Origin of the sequence: Pseudomonas sp. 13B_3.2_Bac1 (assembly GCF_025466205.1) — a bacterium.
Taxonomy (GTDB): domain Bacteria; phylum Pseudomonadota; class Gammaproteobacteria; order Pseudomonadales; family Pseudomonadaceae; genus Aquipseudomonas; species Aquipseudomonas fluorescens_H.
Genome location: NZ_JANLOG010000071.1, coordinates 1 through 14959, shown reverse-complemented (window position 1 = coordinate 14959; position 14959 = coordinate 1). Strand labels below are relative to the sequence as shown.

Genomic DNA, 14959 nt, shown 5'->3' with positions numbered 1-14959 from the left:
CCCCGCGAAGGCGGTTTTGAAGGCTTACAGGTCTTTCAGAATGTCGGCCATGTCATCCGCATGCTCTTCTTCCTGCGCCAGGATGTCTTCGAAGATGCGCCGGGTGGTCGGGTCTTTCTCACCGATGTACTGGATGATTTCGCGGTAGCTGTCGATGGCGATCCGTTCGGCGACGAGGTCTTCGTAGACCATTTCCTTCAGGGTGTTCCCTGCCACGTACTGGGCGTGGGACATTTTCGACAGCAGGTCCGGATTGAATTCCGGCTCGCCGCCCAGTTGCACGATGCGCTCGGCCAGACGGTCGGCGTGTTGTGCTTCCTGAGTCGCGTGTTCGAGGAATTCGTCGGCGGCCACGTTGGCTTTCAGACCGTTGGCCATGAAGTAGTGACGCTTGTAGCGCAGCACGCAGACCAGTTCGGTGGCCAGCGATTCATTGAGCAAGCGCAGCACCTCTTCACGGTTGGCGCTGTAGCTTTCGGTTACCGCGCCGTTCTCGACGTGTTGCCGCGCACGTTCGCGCAGGGTTTTGACATCTGACAAGTGCAGGTCGTCGCTCATATTGATCTCCAGGAGGCTAATCCAATGGCGCCACGCTCTACAGGCGTGATCGTTTACCCAAGTTGTGAGTCCTGCGCGATGCAAAAAGTTTTATGGGATTTCGTGCGACCTTGGCGTCAGCCCCAGACCTTGCGTGGCAATCGCCGCTTGCGGGGTGTAATGCTCTTCATCGCTTGCGGTCGGTTGGACTGATTGTGGCGGGGGGAGTGGGCCTGAAGTAGGCTGAAGGTGGCGTTGTCATCATCAAGGAGGAGGCTTGGCGGGCGTTTTGCACGTTTGGCATCCACTTACGACCACAAGGATGTTTGCCCATGTCACACGCTACGGCGACACGTTATCCACTGGTGCTGGTCCCGGGCATGCTCGGGTTTATCCGGCTGGTGCTGTATCCGTACTGGTACGGAATCATCAAGGCGTTGCGCCGTGGCGGGGCGACGGTGATTGCGGTGCAGGTGTCGCCGCTCAACTCCACCGAGGTGCGCGGCGAGCAACTGCTGGCGCGCATCGACGAGATTCTGCGCGAGACCGGCGCCGCGAGGGTCAATCTCTTCGGGCATAGTCAGGGATCATTGACGGCACGTTATGCCGCCGCCAAACGGCCGGATCTGGTGGCTTCGGTGACGTCCGTGGCCGGGCCTAATCACGGCTCGGAGCTGGCCGACTATCTGCAGAAACACTACCCGGCGAACACTGCCAAGGGCCGCCTGCTTGAGGTGCTGCTGCGTGTTGTCGGCTGGTTGATGGCGCTGCTGGAAACCGGTTACCACGGGCCGAAACTGCCGGTGGACATCCACGCCTCGCATCAATCGCTGACCAGTGCAGGCGTGGCGCTGTTCAATCAGCGTTATCCACAGGGCCTGCCCGAGACATGGGGCGGTCACGGGCCGGAAGAGGTCAACGGCGTGCGTTATTACTCGTGGTCGGGGACGTTGCAGCCGGGCAAGACCGATCGTGGCGGCAATCTGTTTGACGGCACCAATCGCAGCTGTCGCCTGTTTGCGAAAACCTTCGTGCGTGAGCCGGGGCAGTGTGACGGGATGGTCGGACGCTACAGCTCGCACCTCGGCACGGTGATTGGCGACGACTATCCGCTGGATCACTTCGACATCGTCAACCAGTCGCTGGGGCTGGTGGGGAAGGGGGCGGATCCGGTGCGGTTGTTTGTCGAGCATGCGGCGCGACTGAAGGCCGCCGGGGTTTAACCTGCTTTTGTGGCGAGGGAGCTTGCTCCCGCTGGACTGCGCAGCAGGCCCCGGCTTTTAAAAAAGGGGCCGCTTCGCGCCCCATCGGGGATAAACCCCCTCACCACAGGGCCAGATCAGGCAACGCTGATCCGGCGGCCCAATACCGTGGTCCAGCGCTCGGAAAGAATCACCCCACCCAACGTCAACACCCCACCCACCAGGTGATACATCGCCAACTGCTCCTTCAACACCACCGCCGCAATCAGCGCGGTAATCAGCGGCAGCAGGTTAAAGAACAACGTCGTGCGGCTCGGCCCCAGACGCTGCACCGCCTGCATCCACGCCAGCGGCGCGAGCATCGAAGCCAGCAGGCACGCGTACAGCACCAGCGGAATGTTCTGCGCGGTGAAGCCGGTTTTCGGCGAGGCGGCGTACAGCGGAAACAGCACCACAATCGCCACCAGCACCTGCAGGTACAACAACACCAGCGGCGGCAGGCGCAGCTGCCATTTTTTCAGCAGGGTGCTGTAGATCGCGTAGGCCAGGGTGGCAATCAGCATCATCGCGTCACCCAGGTTCACTCCATGTTGCAGCAGCGCGCCGAGGCTGCCGGACGACACCACCACCAGCACGCCGGCGAACGACAGCACCGCGCCGAACAGCGCACCGGCAGTCAGGCGCTGGCCGAGGCTGATGATGGCCATGGCCAGCGACATCAGCGGCATCAGCGACAGGATGATGCCCATGTTGGTCGCCGTGGTCAGCGTCGCGGCGAAGTAGGCGAGGCTTTGATAGACCGCCATCCCGAGCACGCCGAGGATGAAGATCTTGCCCAGGTTCGGGCGGATCTGCGGCCAGTGCGCGATCACCGCTTTGAGCATGAATGGGGTGAACAGCAGTCCGGCGAGCAGCCAGCGGTAGAAACCGATCTCGGCGGGGAAGATCGCCCCGACCGCCAGTTTGTTGATCACGGTATTGCCGGCCCAGATGAAAATCGCCAGCAGCGGAAACGCGTATTGCATGGGTTAAAACCAGAACGTTGATGAACGGTGATTATCGCCTGTCTGGATGCAGCCCTATACTGCGAACCGGACAACCTGCCTCTGCAACCGGACAGCATGAACAGCAAACACATCGATCTGCTGGATTTCAGCGAACTGCCGTCGGCGGTGTACTTCCGCTATGCCGACTTCAACGCCCATGAATACGCCGCGCCGCACCGTCATCCGTGGGGCACGCTGGAGTACGCGGCCCACGGCGTGCTGCACATGGACGTCGACGGCAGCCGCTTCATGTCGCCGCCGCACTATGCGGTGTGGGTGCCGCCGCAGGTCGAGCACAGTTTCTACAGCCACCAACCGGTCAACTACCGCGCGGTGTGCCTCGATCCCAAAGTCTGTGCCGATCTGCCGCCGCGCGCCTGCACCCTGGCGATCAGCGACATCCTCAAGGCGATTCTCAAGGACTTCGCCGCGCGCGACGTGAAGATCCCCGAACTCGACACTGACCAGCGCCTGGCCCAAGTGTTGGTCGATCAACTGCAACAGGCGCCGGTGCATGAGTGTTATCTGCCGTATGCGCGCAACCCCGGGTTGCTGGCGATTCTCGATGCATTACAGGCTGATCCGGGGAATAACCAGCCACTGGCGCACTGGGCGGCGCAGGTACACGTCAGCGAGCGCACGCTGGCCCGGCAGTTCGTGCGCGAACTGGGGATGAGTTTCGGCGAATGGCGCCAGCGCCTGCGCTATCTGGCAGCCATCGAGGCGCTGGAAAGTACCCGCAGCGTGCAGGAAATCGCCTTCGACCTCGGCTACAGCAGCGGCTCGGCCTTCATCGCCATGTTTGCCCGTCAGGCCGGGTGTACGCCGGAGCAATACCGACGCAGCCATCTGGAGGGCAGGAAGGTGTAACAAGATTTGGCTACACTCCAGCAGAGGCCGCATCCATCGATGCGGCGACAAGGAGAAAACTCCATGAAGATGTTGCGTGTCCCTTTGTTGATGATCGGTCTGCTCCTGTGTTCCCAGGGTTTCGCCGCCACGGCGCAACAGAACAAAATGACCACCTGCAATGCTGACGCTACCGCCAAGAGCCTCAAGGGCGACGAGCGCAAGACTTTCATGAGCACCTGCCTCAAGGCAGCACCGGCCGCCAATGACGCCAAGGTGCTGACCCCGCAGCAGGAAAAAATGAAGACCTGCAACGCCGATGCGAAAACCAAGGCCCTGACCGGCGATGCGCGCAAGACCTTCATGAGTGATTGCCTGAAGAAAAAGTAAGCACTTGAGTCTTGTGGTGAGCGGGCTGGCCTCTTCGCGAGCAAGCTCGCTCCCACAGAAGTGCGCAATCCAATGTGGGAGCGAGCTTGCTCGCGAAGAAACCGGTCTTGGCACCGCCAATCTCAAGCACCGCATATACCTAGTGCTCTCCCCGGATCGCTGGCAGACTGCCAATCCTTTTACGCCGTTCGTTTTGAGGCTGTATGCCAACGTTTTCTGAGCGTCATGTTGTGTTTTGGGTCAGCTGCATCATCATTTGCGGCGGTTTGTTGCTGGCATTGCCATTGCGCTTGTTGCCCAGCCTGCTGGCCGGTTTGCTGGTGTTCGAGCTGGTCAACATGCTCACCCCGCAACTGCAGCGGCTGATCGAAGGGCGGCGCGCGCGCTGGCTGGCGGTGGCGCTGCTGGGCACTTTGGTGGTCAGCGTGCTGGCGTTGATCTTTGCCGGCGCCATCAGTTTCCTGCTGCACGAAGCGGAAAACCCGGGCGCCTCGCTCGACAAATTCATGGGCGTGGTCGACCGCGCGCGCGGGCAACTGCCACCGTTTCTCGATGCTTACCTGCCGGCCAGTGCTGCGGAGTTTCGCGTGGCCATCGGCGAATGGGCGAGCAAACACCTGGCCGAGCTGCAACTGGTGGGCAAGGACGCGGCGCACATGTTCGTCACCTTGCTGATCGGCATGGTCCTCGGCGCGATCATTGCTCTGCAGCGAGTGCCGGACCTGACCAAACGCAAACCGCTGGCCGCCGCCCTGTTCGACCGTCTGCACCTGGTGGTTCAAGCCTTTCGCAACATCGTCTTCGCGCAGATAAAGATTTCCCTGCTGAACACCCTCTTCACCGCGATCTTCCTCGCGGTGATTCTGCCGCTGTTCGGCATCAAGCTGCCGCTGACCAAGACTCTGATCGTCCTGACGTTCCTGCTCGGCCTGCTGCCGGTGATCGGCAATCTGATGTCGAACACGCTGATCACCATCGTCGGTCTGTCGCTGTCGATCTGGGTGGCGGTGGCGGCGCTGGGCTATCTGATTTTTATCCACAAGCTCGAATACTTCCTCAACGCGCGCATCGTCGGCGGGCAGATCAGTGCCAAGTCGTGGGAGTTGCTGCTGGCGATGCTGGTGTTCGAAGCCGCGTTCGGCCTGCCGGGAGTGGTGGCGGGGCCGATTTATTACGCGTATCTGAAGAGTGAGTTGAAGCTGGGCGGGATGGTGTAACCGATGGATCTGTGTTGCCTGATCTGGCGCCTTCGCGAGCAAGCTCGCTCCCACACTGGATTGCATTTCAACTGAAGGAATGCGGTCAAATGTGGGAGCGAGCTTGCTCGCGAAAGGCGCAACGCCGATTTCAGGTCAGTTCATGGCGCCATAGCGTTTACGGGCTTCAATCGCCAGACCGCTGCCAATGCTGCCAAAGATATTGCCTTCAACATGACGCGCATTCGGCAGCATCGCCGAGACGCTGTTGCGCAGCGCCGGAATGCCGCTGGAACCGCCGGTGAAGAACACCGTATCGACCTGAGCGACCGACACGTTGGCATCGTTCAACAGCTGCGTAACGCTGCCGCGCACGCGCTCGAGCAAGGCGTCGATCGACGATTCGAACAGGGCGCGGCTCAGTTCCACGCTCAGGCCCGGCTCGATCCGGTCCAGCGGCACGTGGCGGCTGTCGGCGTGGGTCAGCTGGATCTTGGTTTCTTCGACTTCCATTGCCAGCCAGTGCCCGGCGCGCTGTTCGATCAGCTTGAACAGACGGTCGATGCCGCCGGTGTCTTCGATGTCGTAACGCATGCTGCCCAGCGCCAGGGTGGATTTCTGCGAGTACACCGAGTTGATGGTGTGCCAGGTCGCCAGGTTCATGTGGTGACTGGTCGGCATATAGGCGCCGCTCTTCATCCGGCTGCCGTAGCCGAACAGTGGCATCAGGCCTTGCAGGCTCAGCTGTTTGTCGAAATCGGTCCCGCCGATGTGCACGCCGCCGGTGGCGAGGATGTCATCGTGACGGTTGTCCATGCCGCGACGCTCGGGCGACAGGCGCACCAGCGAGAAGTCGGACGTACCACCGCCGATGTCGACGATCAGCACCAGCTCTTCTTTCTCGATGGTCGACTCGTAGTCGAATGCCGCAGCGATCGGTTCGTACTGGAACGACACGTCCTTGAAACCGAGCTTGCGCGCCACTTCGACCAGGGTGTCTTCGGCTTCCTGGTCGGCCAGCGGGTCGTCATCGACGAAAAATACCGGACGGCCCAGCACCACCTGCTCGAACTCCCGACCGGCGGCCGTTTCGGCGCGGCTCTTGAGCTGGCCGATGAACAGCCCCAACAGATCCTTGAACGGCATCGCCGTGCCGAGGACGCTGGTGTCGTGCTTGATCAGTTTGGAACCGAGCAGGCTCTTGAGCGAGCGCATCAGCCGGCCTTCGTAGCCTTCCAGGTACTCGTGCAGGGCCAGACGACCGTAAACCGGACGGCGCTCTTCGATGTTGAAGAAGACCACCGACGGCAGGGTGATCTTGTCGTCTTCCAGCGCGATCATCGTTTCCATGCCGGGGCGCAGCCAGCCGACGGTGGAGTTGGAGGTGCCGAAGTCGATACCGCAGGCACGGGCTGGAGAGGCGTTGTTCATGTCTTTCGGGTTCCGGTCAAAAAACGGCCGCGCAGTGTATGTCAGTGCGCGACAGATTCGAAGGCCGGTCATCTGCTATTTCGCGACTAAGCTTCTTGAAAGTCGCAGCTTCGCCCCAAACTTGCTGGCATGGGCCGGCAGACATACCGGCGGTCGCAAGAACCGTCGTCCACTGCCGATAAACTTCTGCTGCGCCACCCGGTCACAAACTTGAGATCGGTCAACCCGGCACGCGCGAATGAGCGCATGCTGGCCTCGGCGCGAAATCGATAACGGATGGTGATTCCTTCGATGGACTTCAAAGACTATTACAAGATACTCGGCGTGGAGCCGACAGCGGACGACAAGGCAATCAAGGCTGCCTATCGCAAGCTGGCGCGCAAATACCACCCCGATGTCAGCAAGGAAAAAGACGCCGAGGCCAAGTTCAAGGACGCCTCGGAAGCCTATGAAGCGCTGAAAAGCGCCGACAAACGCGCCGAATACGACGAACTGCGCCGTTATGGCCAGCACGGTCAGCCGTTCCAGGGCCCGCCGGGCTGGCAGAGCCGTGGCGGCTTTGGCGGCGGCGGTGGCGACACCGGCGACTTCTCGGACTTCTTCAGTTCGATCTTCGGCAATCGCGGCCCCGGTTTCGGTGGCGGCGAGGGTCGGCAATCACGCAGTGCAGGGCGCCGAGGGCAAGACGTGGAAATGGAACTGCCGATCTTCCTCGAGGAAACGCTCTCGAATGAATCGAAGAAGGTCACCTTTCAGGTGCCGCAATACAACGCCAACGGCCAGCACGTCAGCAACACCAGCAAGAGCCTGAACGTGAAGATCCCGGCGGGCGTGAGCGACGGCGAGCGCATCCGCCTCAAGGGGCAGGGCGCACCGGGCATCGGTGGCGGGGCCAATGGTGATCTGTACCTGACCATTCGCTTTGCGCCGCACCCGAAATTCGATGTCGAAGGCGAAAACCTGATCATCACCCTGCCATTGGCACCGTGGGAGCTGGCGCTGGGCGCTGAAGTGGCGGTGCCGACCCTGACCGGCAAGATCAACCTCAAGGTTCCGGCCGGCAGCCAGAACGGCCAGCGTATGCGCGCCAAGGGTCATGGCTTGAAAAACAAGGCCGGTGAGCGCGGTTATCTGTTCGTGCAGCTCAAGGCCGTGATGCCGAAGGCCTCCGACGACGAGGTCAAGGCGCTGTGGCAGGAACTGGCGAAGAAAGCCGCGTTCAATCCACGCGAGAACTTCTGAATTCGACGACGGAGTAGCCCATCATGAGCAGCCCCCTGATCGTTCAACTGGACATGGCAGAATTCTGTGAGGCGGCCGATCTGTCGGACGTCTACGTGATCGAAATCGTCGAACACGGCATCCTCGAACCTCAGGGCGCGCAGCCCCGGGAATGGCGGTTCACCGACTACGAGTTGAGCCTGGCCAAGCGCGCCGCGAAGTTGCGGCGCGAGCTGGAGCTGGAGTGGGAGGGCGTCGCGCTGGCACTGAATCTGCTGGAGGAGGTGCATGAGTTGCGGGCGGAGAACCGGATGCTCAGGCAGCGCTTGGGGCGCCTGGTGGTCGAATAGTTTTACCGTTGGTTCTTTAGTGTCTTTGCCGGCCCCTTCGCGAGCAAGCCCGCTCCCACATTTGACTGCTTTTCAACTGGAGAACCGCGGTCGAATGTGGGAGCGGGCTTGCTCGCGAAGAACGATTACGCGGTAAGCCTGCTTAAACCTTTCTCGGCAACACCACACTGAACAACGTCCCGTCAGCCGCGCTCGAGCTGACTTCGATCGTCCCGCCATGGGCGGTTACCACTTCCTTGACGATAAACAAGCCCAACCCGAGGCTGGTCGACGGCTGCCCGAGTTCTTCGTCGGCGCTGCGCACCAGCGGGTCGAAAATCGTGCCAATGGCCTCCTCGGAAATCGGCGTGCCGTAGTTGTGCACCGACAGGCACACGTTGTCGCCCTCGCCACGCAGGTTGAGGGTCACGTCGCGCTGGCTGGTGCCGTGCTGCAAGGCGTTGCCGATCAGGTTTTGCAGTAACTGGTCGATTCGCCCGGCGTCCCACACCCCGCTGGTATCGCCGTGCACCGTGAGCTTGGGATCGGATAGCGGATTACCGGCGCAGGCTTCGGCAATCGCCGCTCGCGCTGCAACGGCCAGATCCATCGGTGCCGGCTCGATCGGCAGGCTACGGCCCAGCCGACTGCGCACCAGTTCCAGCAGATCGCTGACCATCGTCGCCATGTGCCGCGCACCTCGCTTGATGTGCTGGGCGCAGGCCAGGGCATCGCCCTCAAGGCTGGATTTGCGCAGCAGCAGTTCGGTGGACATGCTCACCGCTTGCAGCGGCGCACGCAGGTCATGGCCGAGGATGGCGAGGAAAATGTCTCGCGAGCGATTGACCTGCTCGGCGTAGGCCGCAGTGGATTCGGCGAGGGCTTCATCGATCGCTTCGTTGAAGCGGATCATGTCCTGGAAATAGGTCATGTCCGGTGAGTCGAGGCTGCGCACCCAGCGGCGGATCACACAGGCACGCAAATGGCGGAATTCGCTGGTCATCTGCACCAGATCGAAACCGACGGTGTGGCGCAGCTCGCCATGGCTGGCGCCGGCTTCGTCCAGGCTCGGGGTCTTTTCCGGGCCTTCGCCCTTGGCTTTGGCAGCCTGTTCGGCGGCGCTTTGCGGTTTGTTCATGTCACGGGCGGCAGCCCGCAGAATCTCGCTGGCGTGATCGCGCAGCGCAGTGGAATCCAGATAGTCGGCGGCCGGAGTGATGGTCGCGGCGAACTGTTCCCACTCATCGACGATAGGGTCGATATTGGCCACGATGAACTCGGAAAGACGCATGGGCAGTTCCTGAAAATAGGCGGAGCGAATCGAATATTAGTCCCTTTGGCAGGAAATACACGACCGTTTGCACGGTGCTTTTCCAGCACCATGAAAAAGGCCCCGGAACCGTGTGCAAGACACGGCTCCGGGGCCTTGTGCCGTGCGTCAGAACAGGAAGTAGCGCTGGGCCATCGGCAGGGTTTCCGCCGGTTCACACCAGAGCAGCACGCCGTCGGCCTTGACCTGATAGGTTTGCGGATCGACGTCGATGTTCGGCAAGTAATCGTTGTGGATCAGGTCGGTTTTCTGCACGTCGCGGCAGCCTTTGACCACGCCGATTTTCTTCTTCAGGCCCAGTGCCTCGGGCAACCCGGCCTCCTGCGCGGCCTGACTGATGAAAGTCAGGCTGGTGGCGTGCAGCGAGCCGCCGTAGCTGGCGAACATCGGGCGGTAGTGCACCGGTTGCGGGGTGGGAATCGAGGCGTTGGCGTCGCCCATCAGACTGGCGGCGATCGCGCCGCCCTTGAGGATCAGCGTCGGTTTCACACCGAAGAATGCCGGACGCCAGAGCACCAGGTCGGCCCATTTGCCGACTTCGATCGAACCCACTTCATGGCTGATGCCGTGGGTGATCGCCGGGTTGATCGTGTACTTGGCGATGTAGCGCTTGGCGCGGAAGTTGTCGTTGCCTTCGCCGTCCTGGGGCAGCGGGCCGCGCTGCTTTTTCATCTTGTCGGCGGTCTGCCAGGTGCGCGTGATGACTTCGCCGACACGGCCCATGGCCTGGCTGTCGGAGCTGATCATCGAGAACGCGCCGAGGTCGTGGAGGATGTCTTCGGCGGCGATGGTTTCACGGCGGATGCGGCTTTCGGCGAACGCCACGTCCTCGGCGATGCTCGGGTCGAGGTGGTGGCAGACCATCAGCATGTCGAGGTGTTCGTCGATGGTGTTGCGGGTGAACGGCCGGGTCGGGTTGGTCGAGCTCGGCAGCACGTTAGGGAAACCGCAGGCCTTGATGATGTCCGGCGCGTGGCCGCCGCCGGCACCTTCGGTGTGGTAGGTGTGGATGGTGCGGCCCTTGAACGCGCCGAGGGTGGTTTCGACGAAACCCGATTCGTTGAGGGTATCGGTGTGGATCGCCACCTGGACGTCGTACTGGTCGGCGACGCTCAGGCAGTTGTCGATGCTCGCCGGGGTGGTGCCCCAGTCTTCGTGCAACTTGAGGCCGATGGCGCCGGCCTTGACCTGCTCGATCAGCGGCTCCGGCAGGCTGGCGTTGCCCTTGCCGGTGAGGCCGATGTTCATCGGGAACGCGTCGGCGGCCTGGAGCATGCGCGCCAGGTGCCACGGCCCGGAGGTGCAGGTGGTGGCGTTGGTGCCGGTGGCAGGCCCCGTGCCGCCGCCGATCATGGTGGTGACGCCGCTCATCAGCGCTTCTTCGATCTGCTGCGGGCAGATGAAGTGAATGTGCGTGTCGATGCCGCCAGCGGTGAGGATCATGCCTTCACCGGCGATCACCTCGGTGCTGGCGCCGATGGCGATGGTCACGTTGGGCTGCACGTCCGGGTTGCCGGCCTTGCCGATCGCGGCGATACGCCCGTCCTTGAGGCCAACGTCGGCTTTGACGATGCCCCAGTGGTCGATGATCAGCGCGTTGGTGATCAGGGTGTCGACCACTTCGGCGGCGAGCAACTGGCTCTGGCCCTGACCGTCGCGGATGACTTTGCCGCCGCCGAATTTCACTTCTTCGCCGTAGGTGGTGAAGTCCTTTTCGACCTCGACCCACAACTCGGTGTCCGCCAGGCGCACCTTGTCGCCGACGGTGGGGCCGAACATGTCGGCGTAGGCTTGTCTGGAAATCTTCATGTGTTCGCCTTGGAATTCAATGGTCTTTGAGGCTGTTCGCTGCGCTCACAGATTCGCGAGCAAGCCCGCTCCCACAATTGACCGCCTTTCAACTGAAGGAACGCGGTCGAATGTGGGAGCGGGCTTGCTCGCGAAGGGGCCAGAGCAGACACCGCATTACTTAGAGATCACCCATGACCCGCCCGGCAAAGCCGAACACCCGGCGATGCCCGGCGTACTCCACCAGCTCGACCTCGCGGCTCTGCCCCGGCTCGAAGCGCACCGCCGTGCCGGCCGGAATATTCAGGCGCATGCCACGGCTGGCGGCGCGGTCGAAGGTCAGCGCGTCGTTGGTTTCGAAAAAGTGATAGTGCGAGCCGACCTGGATCGGCCGGTCGCCGCTGTTGGCGACTTTCAGGCTGAGGGTGCGGCGGCCGACATTCAGTTCGATGTCGCCGGGCTGGATCTGGTACTGGCCGGGAATCATGGCCGGGCTCCTTGCAGAATCTTGTAGTAGAGGGCGGTCGGTCGATACGTGCCATGCGGATCGCAGGCGTAATCGGGAATTTCACCGGCTCGGGTGTAACCCAGGGCCTTGTAGAAATCTTCGGCGGGGGAGCCGGCCTCGGTGTCGAGGTAAAGCATGCCGCGCTTGTGCTTGGCCGCTTCAAGTTCCAGCGCATTCATCAATTGCTGGCCGAGGCCACGACGCCGCGCCTGTTCGCGCACCAGCAGTTTCTGCACTTCGGCGCGATTGAGGCCGTTGGCCTTCTGGCACAGGCCCAACTGCACGCTGGCCTGCACCTCTTCATCCTTGACCACCACCCAGAGCAACACGCTGCCCTTGTTCACTTGTTGCTGTACTTCATCGAAATAGGCGCGGGCCTGTGCGGCGTCGAGGTCGGCCATGAAGCCGACGCTGGCGCCATAACCCACGGCGTCGAGCAGCAAGTCGATCAAGCCCTGACGGTAGTGCGCAAAACTTTCAGCATTGACGCGGCGCAGTTGGGCAGCGTTCATCGTTATCACTCCTTGTTGGCGTCAGGCGGCTCCGCGCCAGGATTGAGGGTCAGTTGCATGAAGGTCAGGTCGAGCCAGCGGCCGAACTTGGTGCCGACTTGCGGCATCTGCCCGGTGATGCTGAAACCGGCGCGTTCATGCAGACGAATGGAAGCGGTGTTGCCACTTTCGATGGCGGCGACCATCACATGCTTGTCGCAGGCTTTGGCTCGCTCGATCAGTGCCGTCATCAGTTGCGGGCCAAGACCATTGCCGCGTTGGTCGCTGCGCACGTAAACCGAGTGCTCGACGGTATGGCGGAAACCGTCGAACGGCCGCCAGTCACCAAATGAAGCGTAGCCGAGCACGCTGTTGTCGGCGTCGACGATCACCAGAATCGGATAGGCCTGGGCCTGACGGGCGCTGAACCATGCCTGGCGGTTGCCGAGATCGACCGCCGATTCGTTCCAGATCGCCGTGGTGTTGAGCACCGCGTCGTTGTAGATGTCGCGGATCGCCGGCAAGTCGGCATGCAGGGCATCGCGAATGGAGTAAGTCATGGCGCGGCCTCAGACGATCGGTTGGTGGACGGTGACCAGTTTGGTGCCGTCGGGGAACGTCGCTTCGACCTGAATCTCCGGAATCATTTCCGGGATGCCTTCCATCACTTGCTCGCGGCTCAGCAGGGTGGTGCCGTAGTGCATCAGCTCAGCCACGGTCTGGCCGTCACGGGCACCCTCAAGCAGGGCGGCGGAAATGTAGGCCATGGCTTCCGGGTAGTTGAGCTTCACACCACGGGCCAGTCGGCGCTCGGCGACGAGGCCGGCGGTGAAGATCAACAGCTTGTCTTTTTCGCGTGGGGTCAGGTCCATTGTGGGTATCCATCAGGGCAGATTGAAAAATGTGCACAAATCTCCTGTGGGAGCGGGCTTGCTCGCGAAAGCGGTAGGTCAGCCAGCATCTGTGTGAATGACACATCGCCTTCGCGAGCAAGCCCGCTCCCACAGTTGGATTGCATTTCAGGTGTTCCAGATTCGCGGGGGCTGGGCTTCACGGCCTAGCAGAACCGGGCGTAACAAACGCCATAAATCGATGAGCCAGGCGCGGGCCAGCAGTGCCTCGTTCGCCAGACACCGAGCCACCAACAGGCCGGGCAACTGGGTCAGATCCCCGCGCACTGCATGCCCCAGCGAACGACAGCGCTCCAGCAATTCGGCATCGATTTCACCGGTCACCAGCAGCGTCGCAAACACCGGATGGCCATCCAGGCCGATCGGCGAATCGAGCAAGCCGTCATTGCCGGTGATCCGTTGACGCTCGTGCCAGAGCAATCGTCCGTCGCGGCGGATATCCAGATGCGCTTGAAAGTGTCCGAGGTCGAAGCGCTCGCCACTGGCCGGTCGGCCCAGCGCCACCACGTCCCAGTAGAACAGCCGCGCATCGCCTTCAAGTTCGATCGAGGTGCTGAGTTCGGCCTGGGCGGCGCTGTAGACGATGGTTTCCTGCGGCAGCCACTCCAGCGTCGCACCTGCGGCCACTTTCAAATCGAGTTGCTGATAGGCCGGCCCCGCCGCGCGATACCACTTGGCCGCGCCGGGGCTGGTGATCTGCGCCCAGGCGTCTGCTTCGACGCGGGCGCTGATGTTCAACCGGTCACCCCCGGCGATCCCGCCCGGCGGGTGGACAATGATGTGCTGGCAGACTTCGGGGCCTTCGGCATACAAGTGCTTTTGCACGCGCAACGGGCCGAGGTGTCGGCGCTGAACCGGGCGCGTGCAGTCGCCGAAGCGGGCGTAGGCCAGCTCCAGCTCGGCATGCCAGCTCGGGGTAAACAGGGCAGTGGAAAGCGGTAAATTCATGGTTTGTAATTATCGTTAGGAAGCTACAGATTAAATTGTTACCAGACCTCGTACACCCTCGGCCTCCATATTTTCGCCGCGCCCCTGTTGCACGATCTCGCCCCGGGACATCACCAGGTACTGATCGGCCAGTTCGGCGGCGAAGTCATAGAACTGCTCCACCAGCAAAATCGCCATGTCGCCCCGCGCCGCGAGGGTCTTGATCACCGCGCCGATCTCCTTGATCACCGAGGGCTGGATGCCTTCGGTGGGCTCGTCGAGGATCAGCAAACGCGGACGACTGGCCAGGGCGCGACCGATAGCCAGCTGCTGTTGCTGACCGCCGGACAGGTCACCGCCGCGGCGCTGCTTCATTTGTAGCAGCACCGGGAACAATTCGTAGATGAAACTTGGTACTTCTTTCGCTTCACTGCCGGGAAACCGTGACAGGCCCATCAGCAGATTTTCCTCCACGGTGAGCCGGCCGAAGATTTCCCGGCCCTGTGGCACATAGGCGATGCCGGCGTGTACCCGCTGGTGCGGCTTGAGCGTGGTGACCGCTTTGCCTTCCCAGTTCACCACGCCTTCCTTGGCCGGCAACAGGCCCATCAGGCATTTGAGCAGGGTGGTCTTGCCCACGCCGTTGCGCCCGAGCAGGCAGGTGACTTCGCCGACGTTCACGTCAAAGCTCAGGCCGCGCAGGATGTGGCTACCGCCGTAGTACTGGTGCAGCTTGTCGACTTGCAGCATGTCCAAATTCTCCTCAAATCCCTGTGTAGGAGCTGGGGGGCGGGGGGGGGGGG

At 62.0% G+C, this 14959-nt stretch carries 17 protein-coding genes; 6 read left to right on the top strand and 11 right to left on the bottom strand.

Annotation, left to right across the window (positions count from 1 at the left end):
* Nucleotides 1-24: 24 nt before the first annotated feature.
* Nucleotides 25-558 (bottom strand): bacterioferritin, encoded by a 534-nt coding sequence (locus tag NTD85_RS11105; protein ID WP_003221186.1) that lies wholly within the window; start codon nt 556-558, stop codon nt 25-27.
* 311 nt (nt 559-869) lie between these two features.
* Here NTD85_RS11105 and NTD85_RS11100 point away from each other — a divergent pair, with 311 nt between their 5' ends.
* Nucleotides 870-1760: an esterase/lipase family protein gene (locus NTD85_RS11100; RefSeq protein ID WP_262142157.1), complete on the top strand. Its 891-nt coding sequence runs from the start codon at nt 870-872 to the stop codon at nt 1758-1760.
* A gap of 116 nt (nt 1761-1876) precedes the next feature.
* Here NTD85_RS11100 and NTD85_RS11095 read toward each other — a convergent pair whose 3' ends face one another.
* A complete protein-coding gene (locus NTD85_RS11095; protein WP_003221189.1) occupies nt 1877-2764 on the bottom strand; it encodes a DMT family transporter in 888 nt (295 codons plus the stop codon).
* Nucleotides 2765-2860: 96 nt separating this feature from the next.
* Here NTD85_RS11095 and NTD85_RS11090 point away from each other — a divergent pair, with 96 nt between their 5' ends.
* From NTD85_RS11090 to NTD85_RS11080, 3 genes are all read left to right on the top strand, one after another.
* A complete protein-coding gene (locus NTD85_RS11090; RefSeq protein ID WP_262142156.1) occupies nt 2861-3655 on the top strand; it encodes an AraC family transcriptional regulator in 795 nt (264 codons plus the stop codon).
* Between the two features lie 63 nt (nt 3656-3718).
* The gene (locus NTD85_RS11085) at nt 3719-4024 is read left to right on the top strand and encodes a PsiF family protein (RefSeq protein ID WP_003221193.1); all 306 of its coding nucleotides are present in this window, start codon (nt 3719-3721) and stop codon (nt 4022-4024) included.
* A 203-nt stretch (nt 4025-4227) separates the two neighbouring features.
* Nucleotides 4228-5241 (top strand): AI-2E family transporter, encoded by a 1014-nt coding sequence (locus NTD85_RS11080; protein WP_003221195.1) that lies wholly within the window; start codon nt 4228-4230, stop codon nt 5239-5241.
* Between the two features lie 135 nt (nt 5242-5376).
* On the opposite strand, the gene NTD85_RS11075 is transcribed toward NTD85_RS11080, so the two are convergent.
* A complete protein-coding gene (locus NTD85_RS11075; RefSeq protein ID WP_003221197.1) occupies nt 5377-6651 on the bottom strand; it encodes an Hsp70 family protein in 1275 nt (424 codons plus the stop codon).
* Nucleotides 6652-6942: 291 nt separating this feature from the next.
* Between NTD85_RS11075 and NTD85_RS11070 the strand changes: the two genes are divergently transcribed.
* On the top strand, nt 6943-7893 hold the full coding sequence (locus tag NTD85_RS11070) for a DnaJ C-terminal domain-containing protein (RefSeq protein ID WP_262142155.1): 951 nt from the start codon (nt 6943-6945) through the stop codon (nt 7891-7893).
* 23 nt (nt 7894-7916) lie between these two features.
* Nucleotides 7917-8222 (top strand): chaperone modulator CbpM, encoded by a 306-nt coding sequence (locus NTD85_RS11065; protein ID WP_003221201.1) that lies wholly within the window; start codon nt 7917-7919, stop codon nt 8220-8222.
* Nucleotides 8223-8364: 142 nt separating this feature from the next.
* Here NTD85_RS11065 and NTD85_RS11060 read toward each other — a convergent pair whose 3' ends face one another.
* From NTD85_RS11060 to urtE, 8 genes are all read right to left on the bottom strand, one after another.
* Complete coding sequence (locus NTD85_RS11060; protein WP_003221204.1) at nt 8365-9492, bottom strand: sensor histidine kinase; 1128 nt, start codon at nt 9490-9492, stop codon at nt 8365-8367.
* A 147-nt stretch (nt 9493-9639) separates the two neighbouring features.
* Nucleotides 9640-11340: an urease subunit alpha gene (ureC, locus tag NTD85_RS11055; protein WP_262142154.1), complete on the bottom strand. Its 1701-nt coding sequence runs from the start codon at nt 11338-11340 to the stop codon at nt 9640-9642.
* 160 nt (nt 11341-11500) lie between these two features.
* Nucleotides 11501-11806 carry an urease subunit beta gene (locus NTD85_RS11050; protein WP_098966985.1) on the bottom strand — a complete coding sequence of 102 codons (306 nt, stop codon included), beginning with the start codon at nt 11804-11806 and terminating at the stop codon, nt 11501-11503.
* On the bottom strand, nt 11803-12339 hold the full coding sequence (locus NTD85_RS11045; protein ID WP_003221211.1) for a GNAT family N-acetyltransferase: 537 nt from the start codon (nt 12337-12339) through the stop codon (nt 11803-11805). The genes NTD85_RS11050 and NTD85_RS11045 overlap by 4 nt, the downstream gene beginning before the upstream one ends.
* Nucleotides 12340-12344: 5 nt before the next feature.
* A complete protein-coding gene (locus NTD85_RS11040) occupies nt 12345-12878 on the bottom strand; it encodes a GNAT family N-acetyltransferase (protein WP_262142153.1) in 534 nt (177 codons plus the stop codon).
* 9 nt (nt 12879-12887) lie between these two features.
* The gene (gene ureA, locus NTD85_RS11035) at nt 12888-13190 is read right to left on the bottom strand and encodes an urease subunit gamma (protein WP_003221215.1); all 303 of its coding nucleotides are present in this window, start codon (nt 13188-13190) and stop codon (nt 12888-12890) included.
* Nucleotides 13191-13337: 147 nt separating this feature from the next.
* On the bottom strand, nt 13338-14177 hold the full coding sequence (locus NTD85_RS11030; protein ID WP_262142152.1) for an urease accessory protein UreD: 840 nt from the start codon (nt 14175-14177) through the stop codon (nt 13338-13340).
* Nucleotides 14178-14207: 30 nt separating this feature from the next.
* On the bottom strand, nt 14208-14906 hold the full coding sequence (urtE, locus tag NTD85_RS11025) for an urea ABC transporter ATP-binding subunit UrtE (RefSeq protein WP_262142151.1): 699 nt from the start codon (nt 14904-14906) through the stop codon (nt 14208-14210).
* Between the last annotated feature and the right edge of the window lie 53 nt (nt 14907-14959).

Coding starts and splice junctions, on each gene's coding strand:
- NTD85_RS11105 (WP_003221186.1), bottom strand. CDS start 558: ATGAGCGACGACCTGCACTTGTCAGATGTCAAAACCCTGCGCGAACGT.
- NTD85_RS11100 (WP_262142157.1), top strand. CDS start 870: ATGTCACACGCTACGGCGACACGTTATCCACTGGTGCTGGTCCCGGGC.
- NTD85_RS11095 (WP_003221189.1), bottom strand. CDS start 2,764: ATGCAATACGCGTTTCCGCTGCTGGCGATTTTCATCTGGGCCGGCAAT.
- NTD85_RS11090 (WP_262142156.1), top strand. CDS start 2,861: ATGAACAGCAAACACATCGATCTGCTGGATTTCAGCGAACTGCCGTCG.
- NTD85_RS11085 (WP_003221193.1), top strand. CDS start 3,719: ATGAAGATGTTGCGTGTCCCTTTGTTGATGATCGGTCTGCTCCTGTGT.
- NTD85_RS11080 (WP_003221195.1), top strand. CDS start 4,228: ATGCCAACGTTTTCTGAGCGTCATGTTGTGTTTTGGGTCAGCTGCATC.
- NTD85_RS11075 (WP_003221197.1), bottom strand. CDS start 6,651: ATGAACAACGCCTCTCCAGCCCGTGCCTGCGGTATCGACTTCGGCACC.
- NTD85_RS11070 (WP_262142155.1), top strand. CDS start 6,943: ATGGACTTCAAAGACTATTACAAGATACTCGGCGTGGAGCCGACAGCG.
- NTD85_RS11065 (WP_003221201.1), top strand. CDS start 7,917: ATGAGCAGCCCCCTGATCGTTCAACTGGACATGGCAGAATTCTGTGAG.
- NTD85_RS11060 (WP_003221204.1), bottom strand. CDS start 9,492: ATGCGTCTTTCCGAGTTCATCGTGGCCAATATCGACCCTATCGTCGAT.
- ureC (WP_262142154.1), bottom strand. CDS start 11,340: ATGAAGATTTCCAGACAAGCCTACGCCGACATGTTCGGCCCCACCGTC.
- NTD85_RS11050 (WP_098966985.1), bottom strand. CDS start 11,806: ATGATTCCCGGCCAGTACCAGATCCAGCCCGGCGACATCGAACTGAAT.
- NTD85_RS11045 (WP_003221211.1), bottom strand. CDS start 12,339: ATGAACGCTGCCCAACTGCGCCGCGTCAATGCTGAAAGTTTTGCGCAC.
- NTD85_RS11040 (WP_262142153.1), bottom strand. CDS start 12,878: ATGACTTACTCCATTCGCGATGCCCTGCATGCCGACTTGCCGGCGATC.
- ureA (WP_003221215.1), bottom strand. CDS start 13,190: ATGGACCTGACCCCACGCGAAAAAGACAAGCTGTTGATCTTCACCGCC.
- NTD85_RS11030 (WP_262142152.1), bottom strand. CDS start 14,177: ATGAATTTACCGCTTTCCACTGCCCTGTTTACCCCGAGCTGGCATGCC.
- urtE (WP_262142151.1), bottom strand. CDS start 14,906: ATGCTGCAAGTCGACAAGCTGCACCAGTACTACGGCGGTAGCCACATC.